A 26,205-nucleotide genomic window follows, 5' to 3' on the forward strand; every position below is an offset into this window, starting at 1 on the left:
AGATGAAATTCCGTTGGCTTGCAAGAAGCCGGTTAGCGATCAAAAAGCCGATTTGCTCGCAAACGCCATGGCGTGACTTTACCCGCCATCGCATCGTCGGTCGATAAGGAGTTAAAATCCGAAAATGAACCACAATCGATCCACGCATTTTTCGACGTTCTTGGCACCTGCCGCTCGCCGTCGGTCCCATTCTTGCGATCTCCTCGTCAGTGTCCGCAGTCTCGCCGAAGCGGAGATCGCGATCGCCGGGGGGGCCGACATCATCGATTTCAAAGAACCGCTCGAAGGAGCGCTCGCACCGGTTGAGCCCGAAATTTGGCGGCAAGCCGCCGCCGCTTTTCCAGGACGTACGTTGTCAGCCGCCCTGGGCGAATCGCCATCGGCAACGCGATTGGCCGCGTTCGTTCCGAAAACCTTTCGGTACGCCAAAGCCGGACCGAGTCAAATACAAACGACCTCGCGATTGGGCCAATTTTGGAACGACCTCGATCTGCCATCGGGTGTCGAATTGGTCGCCGTGGCCTACGCCGATTACGAGGCGGCGGGCTGTCCCCGGGTCGACGAGATTCTGGAACTTGCGATTTCTCAAGGCCGCCGCAGGATACTCATTGACACGTTTGTCAAAGACGGCTCGTGTTTGACCGATCATCTCGCTCTGGATGAACTCGCTACATTGATCGACCACGCTCGCAACGCGAACGGGTGGATCGCCTTGGCCGGTTCTCTTCGGCTCGACGACGTGAGTGAGTTGCTTGCACATGACATTACACCCGATTGCTGGGGCGTGCGCGGCGACGTTTGTATGGAAACGTCAAGTGTCACCGCGTTGGATCGACGTACCGGATCGCTCGATCCACGGCGGATCGAACGCTGGACGCGACTTTGTGATCAGGCTTCTTCGTCGGGATCAGCAGATTGAAACTCGACGTTCTGATAAACGTCTTCGAGCGCCAATTCGCATCCGATTTCGGGTAACAAGATGACCGATCGGGCACCTTGAATTACCTCGCGATCGAAACCACTGTCGGCCCGTCGGTACACTAGCGCGAGCGCAGCATTTTGTTCAATGAGCACGTAGACGCACAGCGAATCGATCGAAAGATAGGCTTCTCGTTTTTCGTATTCGTCCGTCCGCCGGGTCGAGTCGGAGACGACCTCGATGATCACGACGGGGGCGTCCTGAAAGGTCTCGCTCGGCGGATTGGGCTGACAAACCACCGAAACGTCCGGATAGTAAAAACGAGTTCCACTGCTCAAACGTACCCGGACCTTCATATCCGAATTAAAGACTTGGCACCGCTGACCACGCAACTGGGCAAATAATGCTCCGGTCGCGTTGGATGCAATTCGGTTGTGTTGCACCGTACCGCCGGCCATCGCGTAGATGTCACCGGCGACATATTCGTGCTTTCGTTTGGCTTGTTGTTCGCCGTCGAGATAATCGCGAACCGAGATCGGCTGGAAGTGGGAAGCGGTGCTCATAGGGACAAGTCTAGCGATTGACCGGAGGGCTCGCAATTCGCAAGGCATGAGGATTGCGTCGCCTCGCCCGCCACCGATCGAAATGGATACAATGAAGCGATGACTAGCGAACCCACCATCATCTTGTCGGGCACCGACCCTGATCTTCCCAAATCCGTGCCACCGGGGCTCAAACGCTACACCGGGCTGCGAGAGATGGCCCGTGGTGCGACCGCTCAATTGCAGTCCGCGTTTGATCCCGTCACCGGGCGGACGGTCGCGATTAAAAAACTCCTTCCCGAAACGCGGTTCGATCGGCGCGAACGTCGTCGGTTGTTACGCGAGGCCCGAGTGACCGCGCAGTTGCAACATCCCAACACGGTACCCGTTTACGATATCGGTGAGGATGACCTCGAAGGCGTCTACTTCATCATGAAACGGATTTCAGGAGAGAACCTGTTTGAAGTTCTTAAACGGATCGCTCGTGGCGATGAACAAGCGATTCACGACTTCCCGATTGCCAGACGATTGAGCATCGTCGTCGACGCCTGCCAAGCACTCGCGTACGCGCACGCCCGAGGTGTTATTCACCGTGATGTCAAACCTGAGAATATTTGGGTTGGCAACTTCGGCGAGGTCATTCTGCTTGATTGGGGCGTCGCCAAAGTTTGGGGACATGCCGACGATAACGAGCCTATCCGAGAAAGTACGCTCGCGGTTCGCCCCGAGATCGACTCGGCGCAATTGCAAACTTTGACCGGTGGCGGCCAACGACCCGGTACGCCACTCTACATGTCACCCGAACAGATCGTCGGCAATCGTACTATCGATGAACGCTCCGACGTGTTCAGCGTGGGCGTGGTGCTATACGAAGTGATGGCGATCCGCGAACCGTTTCGCGGACGAACGATCGACGAGACGTTCGAGAACATTCGTCATAAAGAAATTCAACCGCCGAGCGAACGGTCACCGCAATACGGTATTCCCAAAGCGATCGACGCGATCGTCGCCAAGGCTTTGCAAAAGCGTCCCGAAAAACGCTACCAATCGATGCGAGACTTGATCGCTGCGATCGACGACCTGTGAGACTCAACCAGTACTCACGTCCGCCGGTTCACTACCCTTGTGCCGAATCAGATTCCGTTTCCGATTCAAGTGCAGCGGAGTGTTTTTTTGTCGAGGGCGACAGTGCCGCGAAAACCGTCGATCAGGTTCGCGATCGACGTTTGCAAGCTATTTTGGCGTTGCAAGGGAAACCACTGAATGCCAATCGGGCGAGTAAACGAGTTGCCGGCACGAATGAAGTTTTCTTGCGGATCGCCGAAGCGTTGATCGTCGCGAACGACCACAACCTGGATCCACCCAACGCCTCGCATCAACGTGAGTTTTTGGATCGCCTCGACGATGTCGAGGCGATTCGGTATCACCGGGTGGTGTTGCTGATGGATCCGGACGCCGACGGGATTCATTGCGGCGTGTTGATGATGGCGTTCTTTCGCCGATTCTCGCCCGCGTTCATTGAAGCGGGGCGATTATGGCTGGTCCGCCCGCCGATGTTTTTGTTTCGATTCCCGGTCGGTACGTTACCACTTGCCGAAAGTCCGGTCGCTTACAGTCCCGAACACGCCGACGCGATCGAACACGTCCTGCGAAGCCGCAAGATGACGGGTTTCAAGAAAATCAAACACCGTGGCCTGGGGAGCATCGACGCGGCCGTTTTGCAATTAACTTGTATCGACCCGCAAACGCGCCACTGCGAACGATTGTCACTGAGCGATGTCGATCATGCGATCGGCATGTTCGGAAACTAGTGCTAAATCATCGGTGGAGGAGGTGGCGGCGGGGGCGGTGAACTCGGAGGCGGCGGACTCGAGGGAGGTGGACTTGATGGCGGCGGACTCGAGGGAGGTGGATTGGGTGTGGGAGGCGGCGGCGGTGGAGGCGGTGTCGGCATCGACTCGTTCATGATCATGGCGGATCGTTCGGTCAATAACGTGCTGCGGCCTTGAATGGATCCCAAGAACTGGGATGGGCTGATCCAACTGTTGGATGCGGCGGGGATCGCGACCTGGACCCTGACCTGATCCGTTGCATCGGTGATCACAGGCGGATCGACCACGACGGATGCGTTTTGAATTCCCAACTTCGCCAAATGAGCTTGGACGGCACCTTCGACGCCGGCGGCGCTGGCACCGGTGATGATTCCCACACGTGCGCCGACATAGGCTGCGTAATCTGCGGAGTGACGCAGCATCGTGACTCGCATCAACTCGATACCTGCCAGAACTACCGTGAACAACACTACCGAGACGAGAGCCATCTCAACGGCCGCCGCGCCGAGCCGCTGGGTTCGACCCACGATCAATCGAGATGGCGTCCATGGCTTTTGGCGGTCAAGTGTGTTCATGAGGATCGTGTTCATCGGGTTTACAAAGAATGTTTAGAGTGTCATCAAGGACGGCAATCGATTGGCAATCTCTTCAAAAGCACTCGCAAGTTGAGCCGCGTCGGTGGCATGGAAATGTTCGCCGCCGCAAGATTGGGCGAGGTTTCGCATCCGATTTTGATCGGCTTCGTCGCTGAACGTGATCGTGAACAAGGTGACCCCATTGTTTCGCAACGTACCGGCGGCTGATTCAGGGCTTGTTCCGTAATTGTGAATCCCGTCGGTCAACAGGACCATCACTTTAACCGCGTAATCGCGATTCACGCTCGTATCATTCAACGCCGCGTTGCCCTCGAGCAACCCGTTGCCGATTGCCGTTCCACCGCCTTGAAATACCAGCGAGGTAAAGTTCAAGCCGTTGATAACACTGCTGTAATCGAATGTGAGTACTTGATCGGTCGAGGTGGTGGTTGAATAGGTCGACAAAGCGAGTTTTTCTTGTTGCGGCGAATCGATCAAGCTTTGATTGAACGCTTGAACCGAGGCAACCAAATCGAGCCAACGTGAATTGGGAGGAACCGGATCCCCGAACACCCATCCTGGCGGAGCTGCCGCCGGGTTGACGCCTTCGGCTGCCACTTCATCCGAGGCGAACGCCATCGAGCCGCTTCGGTCGATGACCAAGGCCACGTCCATCGTGCTTTGCGTGCTAATCGCTCGGCATTGCGGACGGATCTCAACATTCACGCCCATCGTCGGAAAGATCGGGCTGATCACGGGGGTGGATGACTGGTTCAACGTGCGAGTCGTCAATCGGACCGCGTTCGCTTCGGCACCAAACGTCACGGGCGTGAAAGTGTACGCGGCGTTACTGGAGGTGCGAAGACTGACGCCAAACTCCAAGTCGTTCATTTCGATCGGCATCACTGCGCCGGAAATCGGATTACGGCTCGCCGCATCCTTCGCTGCGAGCAAGGCCGCATTTCGATCGCCGGTGCGATTGAATTCGCGCCCGGCGGTTTGTGTCGCAACGTCCGTGACGATCTGAACGTCCGCTTGGACCGCTTCAATATAAGTGATGTTGATCGCATAGGATGCCAATGCCAACAGCACGGGAATCAAAATCGCCAACAGTACCAAAACGGAACCGCAGCGTGCACGTTTTCGCAATGGCTTAAGAGGTGAATGCAGTAGGATCGAATGATTCATGTTGTACGCCGCATTACGGCTTTTGCATCGAGACGGACTCGGTTAACGAAAATGCCGAACTCATCCAAGTGCCAGTCAGTGAATTGGCATTGAAGGGTGCGGTGGCTTCGACTTTCAGCCAATCGCCGGAACTGAGAGTGGTCGGATCAGCCGGCTCGGTTGCAATATCAACGAGTGCCAACGACTGATCTTGGCTGAGCAACTGGCATTGGTACTGCACATTGACGATCCCCGCCTCAGGAAGGACGCCCACGCGGGCACCCTCGTAAGCGATGATCTTCAGTTTTTGTCGCAACCGGATCATCGTGCAGGCTTCCATCGTTCCCATCGCTACGACCAGCACAACCGGCAAGCCGATAGCCAGCTCCGTGACCGCCAATGCGGCTCGCAATGATCGGGAAGGCGTCTTCAATGGACGCAAGCGAGAATGACGAAACATCACACAGGCAACAAACGAATGAGGAAAACAGGAGACTGTCTTTACCCTAGGTCACAAAATCATTCGAGGCGCTGGAATCCATCGTTCCGTTGAAATCTCGACTATTTTGCCTGTTGCCACGCCGCGTAACGACGCATCACTTCGTCCAGCATGACACTGGACAACAAGGCGCCGCCGATGATCACCATCTCCCATTGCTGGTCAATCCCTAAAACGACGATCGCTTTGTAAAGACATCGCATCACCGCCGCGCCCGCGATGACTCCCAAGACTGCACCACGCCCGCCTCGCAACGAGCAGCCACCCAAAACGGCGGCGGCGATCGCATAGAGTTCATAAAAGTTTCCGCTCGAACCGGGTTGTACCGAATTCCATTCCAACAAGAACAGAATGCCCGTCAGCGCGGCCAAGAATCCACTGGCAACATAGGCCGCAGTGATCAAACGATTGGTACGCACACCGCTATAGCGAGCCGCCTGTTCGTTCTCGCCACTGGCAAGCAAATGGCGACCGGCGACGCTGTGTTGTAAAAACAGCCAAGCAAGCGTGGCGACTATCACCAGTAACAACCCGGTGAACGGAAACTCGATCCATGTCCACTGCGTCCAAGAGTCCGAAGCGCCTGACAAGCGGCTGACCAGCGGCAACGGAAATTCGAACACATTGCCGGTCACGACGGACTTGAAATCCGCCAACGCACTGCCCAGTCCCACCTGATCGTCGCCCGTCCAAACACGGGCCAAACCGCGATAGATCAGCAACCCACACAATGTTACGACAAACGGTTGCAAATGAGCACGTGTGACCAATAGACCGTGGATCAGGCCCAGCAAAGAACCTGCCAACAAGACGATTCCGCAAGCGATTAACGGAGGTGTGTAGGTGATTCGCTCGATTTGTACACTCATGCCTACTCGGATCGACCGCGCCGGGTCCGAACTCGCAACCCATACCGACGATGCTCGGTCGGTGATCTCCCCCATCGCGATTCCAGAAAGGTAAAGTTTGGATTCACCAAGAACGCCTCGGTAAATCAAACGGTCGCCGCTGCGCACACGGCCGATCGATTCATCAAGTCGGATCCAAGTTTCCGCATCCGGCGTTTGTTGGCTCAATGTTTCGATCGGTACTTGGGCCGCTTCGTCGTTTCGTCGAATGATCTCGATGATGGGATACTTTGATTCATCTCGTTCATAGCGAACATCGATGACTTGGACCATCATCACACCACATAGTGCGATCAAAGAACCGATCGAAAGATCGATGCCTCCGGTGATAATCACCATCGCAACACCGATCGAAATCAATCCGTACAAACTCGTATCACGAATCAGTGTTTTTAAGTTGGCGGCCGCGACGAAATTGCCCTCGATCATCGTGGCGATCACAATAATCAAAACTAACAACGCAAAGATTCCAACGTTCTTCAACTGCATCTTTGGTCTCAAGGAATGGCGAGCGATCGGATCTTGGTCCGAACGCTTTAAGCGGAAAGAGATGGTGATAAGCAGGTGATCAAAATACCATGGCTTATGAATGAATACACCCAACCCAAACAGTGGCCGCGTTACTTTTGCTCAAGCACGCACGAGCCATAATCAATCGGCCGCCACGATGTCAAAACCAGCTCGCCTGGCGTTTTCAAACAGAGGCGGAGGTGGGTCACCGACTCTCGCAACCACAACTCGCGTGTCCGGTGGCAGGTCGGCCGATTGATACACACGTCCAGTAGCGTCTTCGACCAAGACGGGTCGACCATTCATGACCTCCTGGTGTTCATCTGTCAAGATACCGGTGCGAGCGCTGTCGACGTTGGTCCGCGCCGCGTCCTCGTTAGTACGGATTCCCGCGTCGCGGGAAAAAGCTTCGTGTCGCCAGTGACAAGTCATCGTGGGCATCGGAAAGGGCTCCAATCAGGGACAAAGAAACGTAAATCTTGAACAGAGGGCATCGGCAAAACCCATGCCTTCCCAAAAAACCGGAGCGTATTCGTCGAACCAAGGCCGCGCATTCAAATTGACGAAAGTCCTTGCCATCGACGTCCGATAGCATCACGTAGGGGCAACATCGAATTGATTAATCAACCATTCCAAGATGCACGTGGCCGGTCTCGGGCGCGGGCTGAATCTAGGTGAGTCGACCATGGCAACCCCTTCTTCACCCGGAAACGCTATGAAAAGCCGTTCGTCCCAAACCGACATGCGAGTCGATCCGAAGCCAGACGTTTCGCCGTTTGAGATCGCCAAGCAGGCGCTCGGCCATGTCGGACGTTTTCAAACGCCACCCACGCCGAGCGTTTACGAAGTCTGGTATCGTTACGTCGAAGGTGTCGACGATATCATTGCGAACCTTTCGCACGCCGTCGAAGATGTCAATTCGGTCACCGTCGACATGCTCGACCAACTGCACAAGCAGTACTGCGTTCCGAGTGAGACCTCCAACCAGATGATGGCGGAAGAACTCATCGGCGAGATGTCTTCGCTACAAGCGGTCGTTGACGATCAGATTCAAGCCGGCCAAACGTTCGGCGATTCCATCAACGAAGCGTGCGACTCCCTCAACCAGGACAACCCATCGCTTGAGATCGTCGCCGCCTGCGCAAAAACGATGTTGGTCAGTAATGCTGCGATGCAGCAACAAATCAAACAACTCAACCAACAATTGCAGGCGTCCCAAGAAAAAGTCCAAGCGCTCCAACATGAGTTGATCGATTCCCAACGCGCGACCATGACCGATCCGTTGACCGGGCTGGGGAATCGTCGCCACTTTGAAATAGGCGTTCGCAAATCGCTTGTGGCGAACGATCGTGATCAACGAAACACTTTTTTGTTTGTCATCGACGTCGATCATTTCAAAACGATCAACGATACTTATGGTCACGAATGTGGCGATAAGGTCATTAAGTATGTAGCCTCACAAATCTCTCGACATTGTACGCAGGGTTCGATCTCCCGAATCGGTGGAGACGAATTCGCGATCATCGTCGATGTCGCCGATCATCAAGAGGCAAGCGAGATCGCTACCGAACTTCGCAAGTTTTTTGCGTCGACGCCGTTGAAACTCAATGCCAGCGGAGATGATCTCGGTACGATCAAGCTATCAATCGGCGCGGCCTGCTTGCGAGAAGACGATGATGAAAAGTCATGGTTTGTGCGGGCTGATAAATTGCTCTATCAAGCCAAAGACGGCGGACGAAATAACGCCGTCGTCGAGCATTTTCGCTGACGCGAACCGGCATTTTCGCTGACGCAAGCTGGCATTTTCGCTGACGCGAACTGGCATTTTAGCTGACGTGAACCGGCATTTTCGTTAGGCCAAGCCGGCCAATTCGGCGGCACGCTTGACCCGCGTGATGCCGATCATGTATGCCGCCGTGCGTAACGAGACGTTGTGTTGTCCGGCCATCTGCCAAACATCTTCGAACGCTTCGTTCATCGTGTGATCGAGTTCTTGACGAACTCGGTCGAGCGACCAGCGGTAATGTTGACGGTTCTGAACCCATTCGAAATAGCTGACCGTCACCCCACCCGCGTTGGCCAGAATATCGGGCAACACCGTCACTCCGCGTTCGTGCAAGATTGTGTCCGCACCAGGATGTACCGGTCCATTGGCCGCTTCGATGATCACTTTGGCATGCACCGACTCCACATTGTCTTCGTGAATCACGCCGCCCAACGCCGCCGGTATCAACACGTCGACGTGATCTAATTTCAAGAGTGCTTCCAGCGGTAATCGCTCGGCATGCTCGTAACCTTCGAGCAACCCTTGCGGATGCGAAATCTTGTGCCGGAGCAATTCTGGAATGTTCAGCCCGTTCTCGGCGTAGTAGGTGCCGCTAATGTCCGAGACCGCCACAATCGGGAACTGGGCCTCGTGCAAGAACTTCGCCGCGTGCGAGCCCACATTACCGAAACCCTGGATAGCCACCTTGGATTGATCCGCTTTCATGCCCAGTCGTTTGATCAATTTCACCGTCAACGTGCCAACACCTCGACCGGTGGCCTCTTCACGTCCCTTGGCACCGTACTCTTCGACGGGTTTTCCGGTAATCACCGCTGGGTGAAAGCCGTGGTACTTTTCCCATTGATTGCGAAACCAACTCATCACCTGGTGATCTGTCCCCATGTCCGGGGCGGGAATGTCCGTGTCCGGGCCGACGATATCATGGATTTGGTCGACGAACGCGCGTGTTAAACGTTCCAGTTCAGCGACCGATAGGTCACGGGGGTTCACGCCGATCCCTCCTTTGGCACCACCGTAAGGCAGATTGACGACGGCGGTTTTCCACGTCATCAGACTCGCTAACGCTCGCGTCTCATCCAAGTCGACTTCGGGATGAAATCGCAAACCGCCCTTCATGGGGCCGCGACTGTGATCATGTTGCACGCGGAAACCCACGAAGTTCGCTAACTTGCCGTTGTCCCGCCGAATCGTGACCTGAACCTGGACCTCACGGTCGGGCATCAACAACGCTTCACGGAGTTCCTCGGGAAGATCCAGTTGATCGGCCGCTTGATTAAAAAACAGACGCGTCGCTTCAAAGGCTTTCATAGTCGTTGGTCTTTCGTTTGAGTGAGAAGCAATGATCGGCAAACCTGGTCCGACGTCGTTAACCTTCCGGTTCGGTCTCGACCCGGACCCATCGATACAGAAATCCGCCGATCAACGCACCGGCGATCGGGGCCGTCAAGTAAAGCCAAAGGCCATCAAAATAGCCGGCACCGATGGCCGGACCGAGACTGCGAGCCGGATTCATCGATGCCTTTGTTAACGGCCCTGCCACAAATGCCTCCATCGCGATCGTTGCTCCCACAGCCAATCCCGCCGTGATCGATTTTTCTTTGGCACCCGTTGAAACCCCCATCACGATCCACATCAAGATCGCGGACATCATCGCCTCGACCCCCCACGCTGACGCCGCAGGCAAAAGCGTCATCGTGGCACCAAGCTTTTCCTCGCCCACTCCCAAAACGGCACGTAATGACAACGCGGCCAAGGTCGCCCCGAGGGATTGAGCGACGCTGTAAGCCATCGCATCGCGAAACGGAAGACGCCCCAACGCGGCAAACGCGATCGATACGGCCGGGTTCAAATGAGCACCACTTAGGTCGCCGATCGAGTAAATCATGGTCAGCACGATTAGTCCCCAAACCGTGGCGACGCCCACGTGGGTCAACGCCCCCGTTTGTGCCTCGACGACCATCGCTCCGCAACCCAGCAAGACCAAACAATAGGTGCCGACAATTTCACAAACGCAGCGACGGGGCAGTGATAGAAACATTAGTTCAAACAACCCAGTAGATAACTCTGTAACCCGACCAACGTTTTCGAATCGCGGATGGCGTGGCTGCGAACGAGCTTTTCGATTTCGTCGCGGTGGATTAAGCGAGTGACGATGCGTTCGGTCGCTTCGAGTTTTTGCTCGCCGGGCGTTAGGTCGTGGGCGACGATCAGATGCATCTTCTCGTTACCCAGTCCAGGAGCCGAGTAGAACTCGCAAATCACTCGCAAGTCCCCCGCCGTGTAGCCGGTCTCTTCGGTCAGTTCGCGAGCGGCGGTTTCCAGTTCGCTCTCACCCGGATCGCGCGTGCCCGCAGGTAACTCGAGCAACGTTTCGCCCACCCCGGTTCGCTGGTTCTCGATCAGCACGACGGTGTCGTCATCAAGTAGCGGCAGTAGGACGACCGCCCCAGGATGTCGGATGTACGCCCGGTGATGGACCTGCCCGTCGTGAGAGGGGAGTTGCATCTCGACGACGTCGAAACGGCTCGTTCGCAACAAAGTCTTGTAGTCGGACATCAGGTTGGCTCAATGAGGCGTCTAGCAAAAAGCTTCCACAGGTACCGGGGCGATCGCGGACGACTCGCTTTCGGATGCAGTTTGGTGAAGTCGGAGGACAAGTTTAGCGGTGGGGAATGCCAGATAGAACCGGCCTCAGAAGGGTTTGTTCACCGCGACGCCGCTATTTCGGATGGGCTCTAAATTCCATTTTCCGGCCCCGAATCGACCGAAACCCTCTAGGATCTGATCGCCCGGCTGCCTAAACTGGTTTTAACGAGAATCATTCTCAACTAGATTTGCTTTTGCCCCACCTTGCCCCAGCGTCCCGGCCCCGGCCTTACTCGCTGTCTCGGCCTTGATTCGGAAACGTATTCATCATGATCGATACCTTGCCCGCCGAAATCACGCTGGATCATTTTACCGGCCGCGATGGTGAGATTGTCCGCTTGGATCTGCCCGAAGCCTGCGCCACCCGGTTGAAATCGCTCGGATTGTTCGAAGGTCAACGCGTTGAATTGGCTCGCGGGGGAAATCCGATGATCTTGAAAGCGGCCGGCGGACGCATCGCCGTCGCGGGTGAGATCGCCAAAGGCATTTTCTTGCGAGCGGCTCATTCATGAGCACCTCGGTCGACCCGACCGAATCCTCTCGCCCCACCGACCACAAGCTTTCCCAACCACCGATGACGGGCGAGCCCGGTGGTGAGGGCGAGGTCCGCGATCGTGCCACCGGCAAAGTTGTGGCGATGTTGGGCAATCCCAATGTCGGAAAGACGTCGATCTTCAATCGGTTGACGAATCTGCTTGCCAAGACGTCGAACTTCCCCGGTACGACGATCGATCGGCGGATCGGGAAGGTCGAGCTTCGGCAAGGTCGTTCGATCACCTTGGTTGATTTGCCGGGACTGTACTCACTCGACGCTTCGTCCCCCGAGGAGACCGTCACCCGCGATTTTATCCTAGGCAATCCTGGGCCGGCACCCGATGCGGTGTTGATTGTCGTTGACGCGACGAATTTGCAGCGGACTCTGTTTGTTGCTCGACAAGCCTTACAACATGGTTGTCCGACGTTGATCGCGGTCAATATGATCGAGTCGGCTCGCAAACGAGGCATTGAAATCGACTTGACGGTTCTAGCCCGAAAAATCGGCTGCCCCGTCGTCGGCATCTCAGCCCGTACCGGCGAAGGGTTCGATCGTCTGAAGTCGCAGCTCGACGTGCTGTTGGCGGGCCCGCCGATGCCGGTGTTGATACCATGCGATGCACCGGATAACACTCCGTGTGTCGCCGAAAACGCGTTGACCGTCATCAGCGACGAGGAAGCCTGCGGGTCGTGCCGGGTTTGCCCGTATGCCGACGGACACCTGTGGGCGTCGGCGTTGGCCCGCGAAAGCACCCGAAACGGTTTTGTCGCGTCTGACGAAACGACCGACCGGGTCGACTCGTTCTTGACACATACCGTCTTCGGACCGATGGTGTTCGCCGCCATCATGCTGGCGGCCTTTTCATTGGTCTTTTATTTCGCACAGTTCCCGATGGAAATGCTCGACGGCGGCTTCGCATCGCTGTCGGCTTGGATCAGTCAGTGGTTACCCGAAGGCGATTTTCAAAGCTTGATCACCGACGGGATCATCGGTGGGGTCGGCGGCGTGATGGTGTTCTTGCCGCAAATTTGCATTTTGTTCTTCATGCTCGCGATTCTGGAAGATTCCGGCTACTTGGCCCGCGCCGTCGTCGTGGTCGATCGCTGGATGCGACGGGTGGGATTGCCCGGCCAAGCGTTCGTGCCATTGCTCGCCGCTCACGCGTGCGCCATTCCGGCGATCATGTCGACCAAGGTGATCGAGAACCGGCGTGATCGCTTGGCGGCGATCATGGTCATTCCGTTGATGACGTGTTCGGCCCGCTTGCCGGTCTATTCGATCGTCGCGGCGATGCTGTTCCCCAGCCAACCGCTGCTCGCGGCGGTGTTGTTCGCGTCGGCCTACGCTCTCGGCATGGTGGCCGCGTTCCTCGTCGCGTTCGTCTTAAAGATGACGATACTTCCCGGCGCGCCTTCGCCCTTGATCTTGGATCTTCCGCCTTACCGCACCCCCTCGCTCCGCAATGCGTTGCGGTACGCGTATGAACGGGGCTGGATGTTCTTGCGAGATGCGGGAACGATCATCCTGTTGATCTCGATTGCAATTTGGTTCCTTTCGACATATCCCAAATTGTCCGACGAGCAATTTGCGCAAGACTTGGCGTCCCGCAACGTCGTCGCCGAGACGCTCGACGAAGCCGAACTGGAAAACTTGCGGGCGTCGGCGGATCAAGAGCACGCGATCATCGGTCGGATGGGACGTTTCGTCGCTCCGGTCTTTGAGCCTTTGGGATTCGATTGGAAAATCAGCGTCGGCGTCATGACCAGTTTCGCCGCCCGCGAAGTCGTCGTTTCGACGCTATCGATCCTTTACGGACTCGGCCCCGAACCCGAAGACGAATCGACATTACAACAGCGACTCTCATCGGCGACCGATGCCCAAGGCAATCCCGTCTTCACCACCGCCACCTGCGTCAGCTTGCTGGTGTTCTTCGTCTTGGCGATGCAGTGCTTGCCCACCCAAGCGGTCACCAAAAAAGAAACCGGCTCGTGGGGATGGGCGGCTTTTCAATTCGGTTACATGACCGTGCTCGCCTACGTCGCCGCCTGGGCTGCCTACAACATCGTCTCCTCTTTCGTGTCGTAAGACTTGTTCGCTAATCAACCAGCTAAGCATCGCGTGAACATTAAGTGGTGGCGACTTTCAGTCGCCAAACCCTGAAACGTCGACTGAAAGTCGACGCCACGTTGAGAATCCATCACTTATTGTTCACGCGTTGCGGCTGATTACGATCCAGGTAGGTTATTTCCGCGCGAGCACCGAAAGATTCTGTCAAGCGTTGTCATTCGTCTTGACCGGCCCGAACGCTCGAATCAAGGTCTGACCCTGACGAGATACCGCCCAAGTCCGCACGCTCGGCGCCATGTCGCTTGTCAAGGATCGCGATGGTTTGCTCAATGACCTTCGAAAGCTCTTGCGAAGGGTTCGAGGCGACGCTCCAGTTGTCTGGTCCGAGCGGATAGTTCGGGTTCGGATCGTTGCTAGGTGGTGGGACGCTTTCGAGCAGGTCTTCCAACACTTGCGGCTGGGTGGTTTCCCTTGCGATCGACGGAAGCGAAATAATCCACAGAGGTTCATCGAGAACGAGTTGCCTCAAGATCGATTGCTGCCCGCTAGCTACCTGGCTCGGTTTGGAGTTTTGGTTGACAAGCCATAAAACGGTTTGGTCGGCGACGGCTTGAGAATTTCGTTCAAATTGTCGTTTCCATTCGGTCAGTCGGACTTCAGCACCAGGCAGCGATCTATCTCCAAACCAAAGCCCTGAATTCAGCAAGGTGAGCGTAAAAATTTCAGGAGCGAATTCAATCTTCAGTTGGATAGCGGCGATCAATTCAAGTGGTTCGAGCTTCGGCTCACGATTCGGATCGAACTCGTAGGTGGATGCGCGCTGTGATTCCAACACGGCTCGCAATCGCTCAGTTGGATCAGGGGTTGGTTGATTGAGATGCTGTTGATGAAAATCTCGCAGAAAGTCCTCTAAACCGGTTTCTTGGTCCAGTGGTAAATCGAGCGTTAGTGCGATCACCAGCGAACTGTATCGTCTCTGGGTTCGATAGAGATCTTTCATGTCTCCGTCAAGCAACGAATCAGGAATCGATTGCAAGGCATCGTGAAGCCGGATGGCCGCATCCCGGTTGGCCGGCTCGCCCGCCCATTCGGCAAGATTCGTCTGGCTTTGATAGCCGCCGCGAAAGTGCTGGAGCGTCCAAAGGCAAGCCGCTACACTCCGGTCGTTGGCAATCGAAAGCTCGCGTGTAATCGCGGCAATGCCAGGTTGGGGCATCAAACTCCCAAAAGGATCGAGGAACTCGCTCATGAATTTGCCCGACGGAGTGTCGCTCCCGGATACCCACCCGCCGAAGCGCCGGGCGGCGATCAGGATCGCATGAGCCGCATCGACGTCTTGTGGTTCAGCCAAGATGGAGATCGCTTGCATTCCATCCTTTAACGTTGCCGTGTCTCGTTCGACTTTCATCAGACCACACCAATAGGAAAACGTTTTTCCTTTGTATTGTTCTTCATCGCCACTCGCTTCGGCCATCAATGCACCCGCCGTGTTGGTCACCGCGCCAGTCGATTGATCGATCGTCACGGTAGGTTCGCCACCATCGCGTGTTTCAATCCGAGTTTGGTTTCCGCGACTGTCGATGAAGATGATGATGACCGCGAGCGCCGCCGGGAAACCGCCGAGCATCAACCACCGTCGCCACGAGCTGGGAACGGGAGGGAGATCGCCGGCAAACTGGTGCGAGTGATGAACCGATGGGGCAATCGTTGCAACCGACCCGATGGATTCGTCCGAGTTGTCATGAATCCTCAACGCCCGCCGAGCCAACGATCTTAGCGAGACCTTCGATGTAAACGGTTCGAGTCGTCGAGCCACCTCCGACGCGGAACTTGGTCGATCATCGGCGTTTCGTTGAAGCAGTTCGGCAACTAGATCGGCCAATCCACTAGGCACATCGGCGACCACGCTTTGGATCGATGGCGCTGCCGCACTCGTTTTCTCAATAACCAGAGGTCCGATGCCTTGATCACAAGGATGAGCTGGACGACCGGCAATCAACTGGAACAAGGTTGCCCCGACTCCATAGAGATCGGCACGCGCATCGATCACAGCTCGATTAGAGAGCTGCTCGGGGGCAGCGAAGGCCAGCGTTCCGAGAACGTGTCCGACCGTGGTCAGCCGCAAGTTCTCCATCAACTGATCGTCCAAAACCAATCCCAGGTCGAGCAGTTTGACTTGGCCATCACGCGTCAGCATGACATTGGACGGCTTGATATCGCGGTGGACCAAACCGGCGTCATGCAATGCCGACAACGCCAGACAAACGTCTCGCATGATCGTGCTTGCCGTTTGGATGTCAAGCGATCCGAGCCGACGACCGACGGCCGAGAGATCCAATCCGTCGAGATACTCCATCACCAAGAAATGCCAACCGTCCGCCTCGCCGCCGTCGGTGGCGGCCACGATATTGGGATGGGTGAGCGATGCGATGGCTTGCATCTCTCGTTCGAAACGTTGTCGCCAATCGGAATCGAGTCCACGCTCCTTGGGCAGCAACTTGATTGCACACTGACGTCGTAGTCGTTGATGTTCGGCCAAGTAGACGGCCCCCATGCCCCCGTGACCAAGTGGTCGGATCAACCGGTACGGACCCAAGTTCTCAATCGGCGGCAATACACGATCGAGCGATTTGGATGTTCGAGTGGCCGCGTGATACAACGCTGCCTGGCAATCGGCCTCGACCAAAAACGGATCGATTTCCAATTGGGGATGCTGAGCCAAGACCGCGATTACTTTGTCGGTATCGTTTTGGACCGTTGGCACGCGGTCTTGGCAGGAATCGCAAGTGTCGAGATGCTCGAGAAGGCTCCCGAAACGGTCGTCAGGCAAACGGCCGCACAAGAAGTCTTGAAAATCGCGATCAGACGGGCACTCGGTCGAAGGGAGGGCAATCATGGATAGTCTCACTCAGGAAAGTTGACGATTTGGACCGGTCGATTGACTCGCCATAGTCCACCGTCAGTACATCGCAGACCGTTGGACACTTCCTTCCAAAAAACTAATCCGAATCAATCAGTCCTGCCAATTCGGTCCTCAGGCGTTGCAAGATGCGAGCCCGCGCCTTGTAGACACTCCAGCGATTCATTCCCAATGATTCGGCGACCTCGTCTGCTTGGCGTCCTTCAACGACCGTCGCCCAGAACGCCTGCCAGGTTTTTGGATCAAACCGATCTCGATAGATTGCCACCGCGCGTCGAAGCAACGTGGCCTGGTCGGTTTCCGCATCGGTCGGCGGATCGAGAGATTCCGACCAGACTGCGAGGTCCGCCATGGCCGAACCCAGCAAGATTTCTTCTTGTCGACTTCGCACTGAATCGGCAATCCGTCGTCGGGTGATCGTCCATAGCCAACCGCGGAATTTGGCATCGGGTCGCGAGGGATCAAACTTGGCGAGATCCTTTGATACCGAGAGCAGGACGTCCTGGGTCACATCCGACGCATCGCTACTTTGCATCCCCGACCGACGGACCCAGCGATAGATTAGCGGTCCATACAGATGGACGAATCGACTCCATCCGTCAGCCGAACCTTGGCGGGCCGATCTCAGTAGGGATGACGCGGTCGACGGTTCAATCACAGACGCCAACGGATAGCCTTGCATAGAATAGAATCGGAAAAACGCCTATTCTACCCGATCAGTTTTCGGTCTGGGGCGGCGACTCGGTTTGGTTTTCGAATCCCCCGAAACGCGGATCATCAATCTCACAGGATTTTCAATTGTTCGACCTCACGCAGCCTCCCGCCAGCGACCCGTCGGTCATCTTGCGGTATCGTGATCGCCAATACGCGGCCGATCTGATCGCGGCGGCGATTTTGGAGTTCGATCTGTTCACTTGGATCGACCAGCATTCTGGTGTGACGCTGGCGAACCTATGTGAGCACTTTGGATGGCAGTCTCGGCCTGCTGATGTTTTGATGACGCTTTGTCGGGCCAGCGGATTTGTTCGCACCGATCCGAGCGGTCACTGCGAACTGACCGAAGTGGGGCGTGAGTATTTGGTCGCCGATAGCCCCTGGTTTCTCGGGCCGTATTATCAACCGATCGCCGATTCGCCCAAGTTGCACGACTACGTTCAGATTCTGAAGACAGGCAAACCGGCCAATTGGCAAGCGAAAGCTGACGGGGCTGATTGGCACGAATCGATGAAGGATCCCGCATTTGCAAAAAGTTTCACGGAGTTGATGAATTGCCGCGGGATCGCGTTCGGACAAAAATTGGCGGAGTCACTCGCCGCTGAGATGCACGACCGCAAGCATCTGCTGGATGTCGGCGGGGGATCGGGGATCTACAGTGCGACGATGGTGTCTCGTTACCCGCAATTGCGGGCGACGGTTTTGGAGCAACCGCCCGTCGACGTCATCACAAGATCGGAAGTCGAACGTTGGGGCTTGTCCGATCGCATTGCGATTCATTCGGCCGACATGTTCACCGACCCGTGGAGTTCTGACACGCAGCACACTGGCATCGATACGATCTTGCTGTCGAACGTGCTGCATGATTGGGATTGGTCGGAAGCGAACGAAATTATTCGTCGCACGGCTGAGACGTTGCCTTCGGGCGGATTGTTGATCATTCATGACGCGATCATCAATGCTGACAAGACCGGTCCCCTGCCCGTGGCCGAATATTCCTCATTGCTGATGAACATCACCCAAGGCAAATGCTACAGCGTCACAGAATACGCCGAAATGGTCGCTATGTACGGGCTTGAAGTCACTCGCAATGCCGACACGACCGGAGACCGCGGGTTCGTGATCGCGGTCAAAAGTTAATCGACAGCACCGGCATTTGCGAACACACAAAAAAAAACCAGCCTGGGTGTCTCAAGAAGGGGCAATTTCCGAGACGAGCGAGTTTCCTCAGCTCCCAGACTGGCAGCACGATTTTAGTCCTCAGCTTGGGCAGTGACCAGATGTTTTCGCGATCAATTCGCTGACCAATCAAGGATCTGCGGGACATCATGGGGACATAAAACAAAAAAACGTCAAAAATGACAAAAATTTCTTAAGTCACCCATGTCCGGAAACCGGAACATTTTCGAGGTTCTCCCAATGCATGGTGCTTTCTAGTCTCCATGTGGGGGAGCAGGTCCCGTTGGTGTCTCGGCATGTCGCTCGCGTCTCAGGTTAGAGACCGATTTGTCAACGACTTGAACCGATCGACCTGCATGGATGCAAGCGAATGTTTACTGAAGAAATTGTTGTTAGCGATTCGATTCCCTATCGTTCGTTTGGCGCTTCTACGCTGGAGGTGCCTCGATCGAAATCGGGTGGTCGTGTCGTTCGTAACCGAGACCACCAAACCATCTATTCGAACTTAGCCGATGGGGTGTCGATCGAGCGTTTCTACGGAAGTGATGATTCGTCATTTGAACACATTCAGCAGATCCGCAGTCAACGCGGCGGACATCAACTGTACTTCGACTTCGACGCTTACAGTTTTCACTATTGTCTATCGGTCGATCGCGAGCGAATCGGAACGCTCACGGCGACGATGGCCGATGAGGGGCAACTTGATTGCCAGGATTACTATCCGCCGAAACTGATACAAGAGTACGCAGACATCATTTTTTCGCCGTGTAAGTTTGCGATCCAACGTAGTCGTTATTCGTCGATGCGGCTAATGCGATTGATGGTTCGTGAAACTTGGCGTGATTTGCTGTCACAAGGTTGCCGATTGTCGCTCATGAACGCACGACGGGAGATGGTGCCATTTTATCGTCGGATGGGTTTTCACATCATTGCGGGTTCGGACTTCGTACATCCGACTTGCGGTACTGATAGCCAAGTGATGTACATGACGGCCGATCCACAGCAGCGTTCTTATTTTGCGGACCTGTTTGAATTCATCGACGACGCCCCCACGATCGAGGTCTGAATCGATGGCACCCCGACTTCAGGTTTTTCGGTCAGGTGTTTCGCCCGTGCGAGCAGATACGCCGTCAAGGCCCGATACTTTATCGATCGTTGGAACGGAACAACTTTCCTACGCGGCCGGTTCGACCTCGTTGGAACCGGACGGATATCGGCGGATCGGCAAACTCGATGGGCAACGTCTCGGTCAACTTGTATCGGTGTTTCCCGAACTGGAGCAATGGATTCGGCCGGACTGTTTAATCATCAACGCCTATCCGGCCGCACTCGGTCTGCAAGGATTTGCCCCTTTGGTCGATACGTACTTGCATGGACCGACGTTGATTCGTTCGTTGCGATTGGCGGCAAGGGAACAGCGGTCGGTTATCTTTGCGGCCCAACCGTTGGTGGGTGCGAATATGCTGATCGAGGCGATCGCAGCTGGTTTTGAATTTCCGAGCCGGTTGCTTTGGGCCGGTGGCGGCTATTATTTCCCTCGCTCGCTTGAAAAGTACATGGAACAGCTGCTCCACTCGATCGGTTGTCAGGTTCGATTCCTGCACTGTTATGGCGTGGCGGAAGTGGCCCACACTTGTTTTGCCGCGACGGAACGGTTTGACGACGGTTTGCCTCGCTTCCGCAAAGTCGTCGAGCAGCTTGAGATTGAGATCCAATCCGATGGTTGCTTGATCTTGCGTTTGGGCGACCGTCAAACCGCTACCAAAGAACGGATCGAAGCGATCGACAATCACTGGCGAATTCAAAACGGCCCTGATCGTTTGAGCGTGTTGGTATTCGACGAGTTAGAGTCTTGGGGAGAGCCGGAGTGGACGTGTCGAACGGGTTACTTCGGCGAACATCAAAGGGAACTTCAGTTCCAGCTCAGGCAAGGTGTTCAACCGCGTTCAAACCGAGAACATCGGTTCCATATTTTTTGGGATCGATTCGGCGGTTCGATTCAATCGAAGCCGCAATGGGGCGATCGATCGGTCAAGCGACATACCGATGGTCAGCGACATCGATTCGCGCGGGTGGCTTGACCAATTTTTGAAGTGTTTTCAAGCCCGCTCGGATGATTCGTTTCGTCATCGCGGATTTGGCAACGGACGGCTTGAATGGTCGCAGAAGTCGGGCGAAATGGATGGTCGTCGATGCGTTTGCGTAATTATCATCGAGTTCTTGGCGGCCGTTCAAGCTGAATTCGCAAATCGGGAAATCGAATTCCGGCATGCTCGTTTGGCAGTCTTCGAAACCTAACGAAATCAAACGCTGCAGATTCAGACGACTGGCACCGAAGGACAACATCCGAAAGTCGTCTGCCGAAGGGTCTCGGGACAACATCGCGATTCGGTGGAACAACGCGTAGGCCAACGAATCAGTCATACGACGCCAGGGAACCTTCCCGGATCCGGGGAAATCCGTGGCCGAATCCAGCACGATGAACTGGCTTTCTTGTTGAATATCGTGCGCTGAAATTTCCATGAACGAAATCTCACCGTTGCGAAATCGTTGATAGGCCGTTTGGGTGACCGGCAACACGACCGTTAATCCACTGCAAACGCCGCCACATCGCGCCAGTTGAAAGCACGCAGGGTTCTTTTTCCAGATGGCAAGATAGCGTTGCTCATACAAGCTTAAGCTCTCGTCGAGCAATCGGTCTCCGCGTTCAAACAACTCGGTGGCGGGATCATCGGCGTCGCGATCAAGATGCCATTTCCAGTTGTCACGCATACGACGGACGACAGCGAGGACCGCTTCTTCGTCATGCAGAAACGCTTCGGCCGGCGGGGCCGCTCGGGTCTGAATGAACCGAGATAACGACCATGGTAAGCGAGCGAGTTCATCGTCCTCGACTCGGTCCTCGACACAACAGGCTTGTTCGTAGGACAGGTCGAGCCAATTCGCGATTTGCTCTAACTTATTTGCCGAGACGCTGACTTGACCGCCTTCAGCGAACTGAAGTGTTCGGACGGACACCCCGGCGCGGACGGCTAATTGTAATTGCGTAAGTCCCCGCGCCTGTCTAGCTTCGCGAATCTGATCGCTACCTCGTGGCATTCCTGTCCCCGTTTGATCAAAACGATACGGTTTTCTGCTTCGTTTGCGCGATTTTTGCGCACAACGATATGATGTTAACAGTAGCCTTGGTACTTGAGGAGCCTGCTAGCAAGAGCCGAACACGAAACGCATATTCGTGTCCAAGGGGCAACGGCTCTCGCGGTAGGCTCCTCTATTTTGATCATTGCCCAAATTCTAAGGAGGGAATTCATGGCCGCGTTACTCGGTAAGACTTTTTGTTCAAGTGTCGAGCCGAATTGTCTTTCGGTTGGGCATCTGGAGTTTGCTTTTGATCGTTGGAAGCAAGCATGGCAAACCGATCCTGCGTCCGTCGATCTACCCGATTGTTCCCCAGGCTTCCCTGCGGTCTCGATACAGGATGGTTATCAGCCGATCGAAGTCCTCGTTTCCGGCGATTTAATGGGCGACGACTGTCTAGGCAATGAACGCTCGATCGCGTTTGCCGATGCTCTTGAGTCGTTTCGACCGCTGTCGATCCTCATCGGTGAGCCGGGAACGGGCAAGACGAGCACGGTGCGATGGCTCGTTCGATCGATACTTCGAGGCGAATGGGATCAATGGGAGTTCCCGATTCCAATCCGAGGCCAGGACTATGGCGATGCCTTGGCCGACGATCCTAGTATTTCGCCGCTCGAGTTTTTTCTATCGAATTGGCTTCCGCCGAATGTAAACTCGCTCTCCATTTTTGAACCGGATAGCCGTTGTTGCCCAAGCCAAGCCGTGAAAGATTTGGCACGTTTGGCTCGTTCAAATCCGGCTGATGGCCTCACAATACTCAACCGAACGCTGTTGATCGTCGACGATTGGGATCGCATTCCGCAGCGATGGAGACGTCATGCCGAGCGGAACTTAGACCGTGACTCCGATGTGATGACAACGCTGTTGACGTCACGCTCGCAATCGTCGGTTTCCGCTCGGGCCGATGTCCGCCAGTTGACAATCTTTACTCCAAAGTGGCCGTTTGTTCGGTCCGATCGGGAGCCTATTGAGTGGACCGAAGACCGAACCGCGAACGACAGCCCGATTAGCGAGCTGAGTCAAAACCCGGCTTGGCGGAGAATGATTGACGCCTTTTTTGCCGCCCATTCCAGTTCGCCGCAAGCGGACATCCATGGCGTTTCAATGTCGGGATCGGTCCGTTTGATGGAGCAGCTCGTTCGATGGGAACGACAACGAGGCCAAGTTGATTCGAACCTTCCCATCCATCTCAATCACCTCCGAGCGCTTGAGCGGATTGCCTATCGACTTGTCACTCTTCCGACCGGTCAGACGCAACGTTTTTCGATCGACGACCTGGAACGCGTCTGTGGTTGTTGTCAATCTGACGTCGAGACGTTGTTGCGAAGTCGATGGTTGACTCATGATTCGACGTTCATCGAAGATTGTCGCTTCTCAAGCAAGGCGTTCCTGAATCACTTTGCCGCTCGTCACGTTGCCGATGAGCTACCGCCCCAGGAACAACGCGGTTTCTTGGATATGGCGATCGTTTGTTCGCAACGGCTTGCCGTCGCTCGTCAAGCGTTGACATGGGAGGCCGGCTCATTGACGGCAAAACTGGACGGCACCACCTTTCGATCTGTTCTCCACGATTGGCTTCCCAAATGGTTGGCTCAATCAGACAGTTACGATATCACAACGGATCGAATCGCAGAGCTCTTGATTGCGGCCTCGACGGAACCGAGCGATATCGATGGACCGGTTCCGCAAACTTGCCATCGGTTATGGAGCAGTCTGGCCGATTGTTCATGTGAACAAGTCATTCGATATCGCCTTGAGCTGCTCGCGAAATTAAACCGTCGGTTTCTTGTGCAGAAATTATCCGCGATGCGACAAGACCGAGACGATCGATTCAGACGCTGGTTACCCAGTATTCCAACACACATTCTCGAGATCATGGGGGTCGTGTGCACACAAGACTTGATGCATCGCAATGCACAACATCGCTCCCTAGTGAATGTTGTTGATGCCGATAACGACGCCGACGATTTGCCCGATTGTCAAACGTTGAGCAATCTCGTTCATGTTGCGTTTTGTGATCGGGATCACCGACGTTTAGATGACTTATGGTGCCAACTACTTTCTAAATCGCAAGCACAGATCGGGAATCATCTTCGATCCAAATATCGGCTCGCTGCCGACGTTCGATCGGCGATTGTTTTTCAATTGATTCATTTCGTCTCTTCCGAGACGACCAACACGGTGGACTCCGACGACACATTATTGATGACGATTGCGGCAAGCCGATTTGCGATGCTCGCGAGTTGCGAAACGGATGCGATCTACTTACGTGAATCCCTCGAAAAAGCGGCGTCCGTGATCGCTACGGTCGATCGTCCTGGCTCGGTTCGTTTCGTGGCGCTTTATAAAACGCTTGTTGAATCGTTGATGCACGCGCTGGCCGAAATTGCGCCGAATGCGATGCTCGTCGCGCAGCGCGATAATCCGGTTGTTCGCCGTGTCATCGAACCGGTCGTTCATCAATTGCAGTGGCTGGTTTATCGCGATCGAATCGTCGATTCACGTGGCGTGGTCATTGCGCGATCGACCGAGGATCCACTCGGGAACATTCGTTACTCGACTCCCGACGTCGTTCAAGAGATTGCCGAGACGTTGTCGCCGCGGCAACGTAATGATTTTTTAAGCTATTGGCATATGGTCTCCGAAGGCGACGAGGACTACCGCATGACTGATCGCGAGACGATTCACCGTTCGATGATCATGATTTTGGACTCGGATGCCAACGGTCCCTTGGCCGAGCGACTTGCCGCTTGCTACCAGGATGGAACACCGCCTCAGTTCGGTACATGGAAGAAGAATCTCAATCGGGTCGTCAGGCGATGTTCGCATCATCCCGAATGGGTTGCCCACTTGCGCGAAATCGGATTGGTCACGGCTGGTTTTGCTAAAGAATGAGACGACGATTCATGGTGCCTGTACTCGGTTCTGCGACGCTTAGATTTCCTCATCGACGAAGATAATGTGGCGAAAGTAATGTTGTGATTCGAAACTCGCCCCCAAAGCGCCGATCAACAACCCCAAGGACGCGACAAAGACGGCCATGTGGGGACGATCGGTCCAATCGAGCATTCGGGTATCGGTGACCGTCGATGCGGCCCAAGTTGCAACCAATTTCGAGGGAAACAAGAAATGCGTTAACGTTAATCCCACGACGAACAAGGTCAGCCACGTGCTCAACATGCCTGCAAAGACGATTCCGAAAGCCGAAAGAGACGTCACCACGTATTGCTCGCTGCGTCGACGACCCCGCCGCACCAATAATTGTTGCCGAGCGACGACGTAGGCCGTCGTCACCAACAATGACGCACCGATCAGTCCGAACACACGGAGGTGCGATTGAGCGAGCGCGAGATCCCATGCCTCGGCGGTCATCAATAGAATTGCCAACGTCGAAAACGCCGCGATCGTCAGTCGGCTCAACCGGGCAGGGAATTCCCACGGGCGGGCCGCCATGATCGCTTCGTAAACTTCGTAACGGTTGATCCACGCCGCTCGAACTGAAAAGTTCACGTATCCGAGCGTTCGTCCTTCGCCTTCTTCGAGTCGCAGGTCGGCGATGTCGAGTAGATGTTGCCGCGCCCGCTCGACGTCTTCGGGTTGCAGCGCCGCCATGTGATCGAGCGCCGATGCGTTGGGAGGATGGAACAGCAAATCGTTGGGATGGTCGCTGCGAGGCAGTCCGGATAAATGCCCGATGCTGTGCAACATCAAACGACTGAGTCGTCGGGCGATGCGTTGCACCCGAGAATCTTGATCGACTTCGATCCCGAGCGCCTGAGGGTCGATCAACGACATGGAGATCACCGCCGCGTCGAGCGGTCGGCTGAGCGCCGCGAAACAATAGGGCGAGTAGTTGCCGATCAATTCCGAAGCGGTCAAGACGAAGGCGAAGTCCCAATGTTTCGAATCGCGTTCCTCCATCGCCTGTCGCAACAGCAAGCTAGGTTCGATGCGACCGCCGCCCATCATCTCGGGACGTTTGATCTCGAAGAAATCAAACTTCAATCCGGGAAATAGTTCGCAGAGGCGTTCGTCGGTTTGTTCGACAGCCAATTTGGTTGCCCGCGCATCCACACGGTCCAATGGACCTGCCACGATCACGCCGATCTCGATCAGATTTTCTTGATTCGGGGCCATGCTCGAGACGGAAGATCAAAGAAGGTGTGGACGGAAAAAGGGAGAACAAACCGACCTGCCTCAAAGGTACCAGATAATCCATCACGCCCCAATCACACCAAACGCGGCGACAACTAACGTAGGCTGGGTCG

23 protein-coding genes are annotated in these 26,205 nt (G+C 55.3%); 10 read left to right on the forward strand and 13 right to left on the reverse strand.

Annotated elements, in window-relative coordinates; translation table 11 throughout:
- Positions 1-124: 124 nt before the first annotated feature.
- Positions 125-919, forward strand: a complete 795-nt coding sequence (locus Pla100_RS09570; RefSeq protein ID WP_146577484.1) for a (5-formylfuran-3-yl)methyl phosphate synthase — start codon at positions 125-127, stop codon at positions 917-919.
- Here the strand turns inward: Pla100_RS09570 and Pla100_RS09575 are convergent.
- Positions 889-1,482: a Uma2 family endonuclease gene (locus Pla100_RS09575; RefSeq protein WP_146577485.1), complete on the reverse strand. Its 594-nt coding sequence runs from the start codon at positions 1,480-1,482 to the stop codon at positions 889-891. The two genes, Pla100_RS09570 and Pla100_RS09575, sit on opposite strands and share 31 nt — an antisense overlap.
- A 99-nt stretch (positions 1,483-1,581) precedes the next feature.
- Here Pla100_RS09575 and Pla100_RS09580 point away from each other — a divergent pair, with 99 nt between their 5' ends.
- A complete protein-coding gene (locus Pla100_RS09580) occupies positions 1,582-2,547 on the forward strand; it encodes a serine/threonine-protein kinase (protein WP_146577486.1) in 966 nt (321 codons plus the stop codon).
- Positions 2,544-3,272 carry a toprim domain-containing protein gene (locus Pla100_RS09585; RefSeq protein ID WP_197167811.1) on the forward strand — a complete coding sequence of 243 codons (729 nt, stop codon included), beginning with the start codon at positions 2,544-2,546 and terminating at the stop codon, positions 3,270-3,272. The genes Pla100_RS09580 and Pla100_RS09585 overlap by 4 nt, the downstream gene beginning before the upstream one ends.
- 2 nt (positions 3,273-3,274) lie before the next feature.
- Here Pla100_RS09585 and Pla100_RS09590 read toward each other — a convergent pair whose 3' ends face one another.
- The 5 genes from Pla100_RS09590 to Pla100_RS09610 all read right to left on the reverse strand — a co-directional run bounded on the left by Pla100_RS09590 (position 3,275) and on the right by Pla100_RS09610 (position 7,393).
- Complete coding sequence (locus Pla100_RS09590) at positions 3,275-3,868, reverse strand: TadE/TadG family type IV pilus assembly protein (RefSeq protein WP_146577488.1); 594 nt, start codon at positions 3,866-3,868, stop codon at positions 3,275-3,277.
- A 33-nt stretch (positions 3,869-3,901) separates the two neighbouring features.
- Positions 3,902-5,056, reverse strand: coding sequence for a vWA domain-containing protein (locus Pla100_RS09595; protein ID WP_146577489.1), 1,155 nt, complete (start codon positions 5,054-5,056; stop codon positions 3,902-3,904).
- Positions 5,057-5,069: 13 nt separating this feature from the next.
- On the reverse strand, positions 5,070-5,495 hold the full coding sequence (locus Pla100_RS09600) for a TadE/TadG family type IV pilus assembly protein (protein WP_197167812.1): 426 nt from the start codon (positions 5,493-5,495) through the stop codon (positions 5,070-5,072).
- Between the two features lie 101 nt (positions 5,496-5,596).
- Entirely contained in the window at positions 5,597-6,931 is a 1,335-nt protein-coding gene (locus Pla100_RS09605) for an ABC transporter permease (RefSeq protein ID WP_146577490.1), read from the reverse strand.
- A gap of 162 nt (positions 6,932-7,093) precedes the next feature.
- Entirely contained in the window at positions 7,094-7,393 is a 300-nt protein-coding gene (locus tag Pla100_RS09610; protein WP_146577491.1) for a hypothetical protein, read from the reverse strand.
- A gap of 274 nt (positions 7,394-7,667) precedes the next feature.
- Here Pla100_RS09610 and Pla100_RS09615 point away from each other — a divergent pair, with 274 nt between their 5' ends.
- Entirely contained in the window at positions 7,668-8,720 is a 1,053-nt protein-coding gene (locus Pla100_RS09615) for a GGDEF domain-containing protein (protein ID WP_231602906.1), read from the forward strand.
- Positions 8,721-8,804: 84 nt separating this feature from the next.
- Here Pla100_RS09615 and Pla100_RS09620 read toward each other — a convergent pair whose 3' ends face one another.
- From Pla100_RS09620 to Pla100_RS09630, 3 genes are read right to left on the reverse strand one after another with little or no spacing between them, the layout of a single operon-like run.
- On the reverse strand, positions 8,805-10,046 hold the full coding sequence (locus tag Pla100_RS09620) for a Glu/Leu/Phe/Val family dehydrogenase (RefSeq protein ID WP_146577492.1): 1,242 nt from the start codon (positions 10,044-10,046) through the stop codon (positions 8,805-8,807).
- A 58-nt stretch (positions 10,047-10,104) separates the two neighbouring features.
- Positions 10,105-10,776, reverse strand: a complete 672-nt coding sequence (locus Pla100_RS09625) for an MIP/aquaporin family protein (protein ID WP_146577493.1) — start codon at positions 10,774-10,776, stop codon at positions 10,105-10,107.
- The gene (locus Pla100_RS09630) at positions 10,776-11,294 is read right to left on the reverse strand and encodes an NUDIX hydrolase (RefSeq protein ID WP_146577494.1); all 519 of its coding nucleotides are present in this window, start codon (positions 11,292-11,294) and stop codon (positions 10,776-10,778) included. Before Pla100_RS09630 ends, Pla100_RS09625 begins: the two co-directional genes overlap by 1 nt.
- 359 nt (positions 11,295-11,653) lie before the next feature.
- Here Pla100_RS09630 and Pla100_RS09635 point away from each other — a divergent pair, with 359 nt between their 5' ends.
- Positions 11,654-11,896, forward strand: coding sequence for a FeoA family protein (locus Pla100_RS09635; RefSeq protein ID WP_146577495.1), 243 nt, complete (start codon positions 11,654-11,656; stop codon positions 11,894-11,896).
- On the forward strand, positions 11,893-14,004 hold the full coding sequence (gene feoB, locus Pla100_RS09640; protein ID WP_231602907.1) for a ferrous iron transporter B: 2,112 nt from the start codon (positions 11,893-11,895) through the stop codon (positions 14,002-14,004). The genes Pla100_RS09635 and feoB overlap by 4 nt, the downstream gene beginning before the upstream one ends.
- A gap of 196 nt (positions 14,005-14,200) precedes the next feature.
- Here the strand turns inward: feoB and Pla100_RS09645 are convergent, their stop codons facing one another.
- Together Pla100_RS09645 and Pla100_RS09650 are read right to left on the reverse strand one after the other, a co-directional pair.
- Positions 14,201-16,882 (reverse strand): serine/threonine-protein kinase, encoded by a 2,682-nt coding sequence (locus tag Pla100_RS09645; RefSeq protein ID WP_146577496.1) that lies wholly within the window; start codon positions 16,880-16,882, stop codon positions 14,201-14,203.
- Between the two features lie 103 nt (positions 16,883-16,985).
- Positions 16,986-17,588: an RNA polymerase sigma factor gene (locus tag Pla100_RS09650; protein WP_146577497.1), complete on the reverse strand. Its 603-nt coding sequence runs from the start codon at positions 17,586-17,588 to the stop codon at positions 16,986-16,988.
- 116 nt (positions 17,589-17,704) lie between these two features.
- Between Pla100_RS09650 and Pla100_RS09655 the strand changes: the two genes are divergently transcribed.
- The 3 genes from Pla100_RS09655 (at position 17,705) to Pla100_RS09665 (ending at position 20,880) form a co-directional block, all read left to right on the forward strand.
- Positions 17,705-18,760: a methyltransferase gene (locus tag Pla100_RS09655; protein WP_146577498.1), complete on the forward strand. Its 1,056-nt coding sequence runs from the start codon at positions 17,705-17,707 to the stop codon at positions 18,758-18,760.
- 409 nt (positions 18,761-19,169) lie between these two features.
- Complete coding sequence (locus tag Pla100_RS09660; RefSeq protein ID WP_146577499.1) at positions 19,170-19,865, forward strand: N-acyl amino acid synthase FeeM domain-containing protein; 696 nt, start codon at positions 19,170-19,172, stop codon at positions 19,863-19,865.
- Between the two features lie 4 nt (positions 19,866-19,869).
- Positions 19,870-20,880, forward strand: a complete 1,011-nt coding sequence (locus Pla100_RS09665) for a hypothetical protein (protein ID WP_146577500.1) — start codon at positions 19,870-19,872, stop codon at positions 20,878-20,880.
- Here the strand turns inward: Pla100_RS09665 and Pla100_RS09670 are convergent.
- Entirely contained in the window at positions 20,831-21,898 is a 1,068-nt protein-coding gene (locus Pla100_RS09670) for a helix-turn-helix domain-containing protein (RefSeq protein ID WP_146577501.1), read from the reverse strand. The two genes, Pla100_RS09665 and Pla100_RS09670, sit on opposite strands and share 50 nt — an antisense overlap.
- Before the next feature lie 210 nt (positions 21,899-22,108).
- Between Pla100_RS09670 and Pla100_RS09675 the strand changes: the two genes are divergently transcribed.
- Positions 22,109-24,832: an NACHT domain-containing protein gene (locus tag Pla100_RS09675; RefSeq protein WP_146577502.1), complete on the forward strand. Its 2,724-nt coding sequence runs from the start codon at positions 22,109-22,111 to the stop codon at positions 24,830-24,832.
- Between the two features lie 39 nt (positions 24,833-24,871).
- Here Pla100_RS09675 and Pla100_RS09680 read toward each other — a convergent pair whose 3' ends face one another.
- On the reverse strand, positions 24,872-26,074 hold the full coding sequence (locus Pla100_RS09680) for a hypothetical protein (protein ID WP_146577503.1): 1,203 nt from the start codon (positions 26,072-26,074) through the stop codon (positions 24,872-24,874).
- Between the last annotated feature and the right edge of the window lie 131 nt (positions 26,075-26,205).

This window comes from Neorhodopirellula pilleata (genome assembly GCF_007859915.1).
Lineage (GTDB): Bacteria > Planctomycetota > Planctomycetia > Pirellulales > Pirellulaceae > Rhodopirellula > Rhodopirellula pilleata.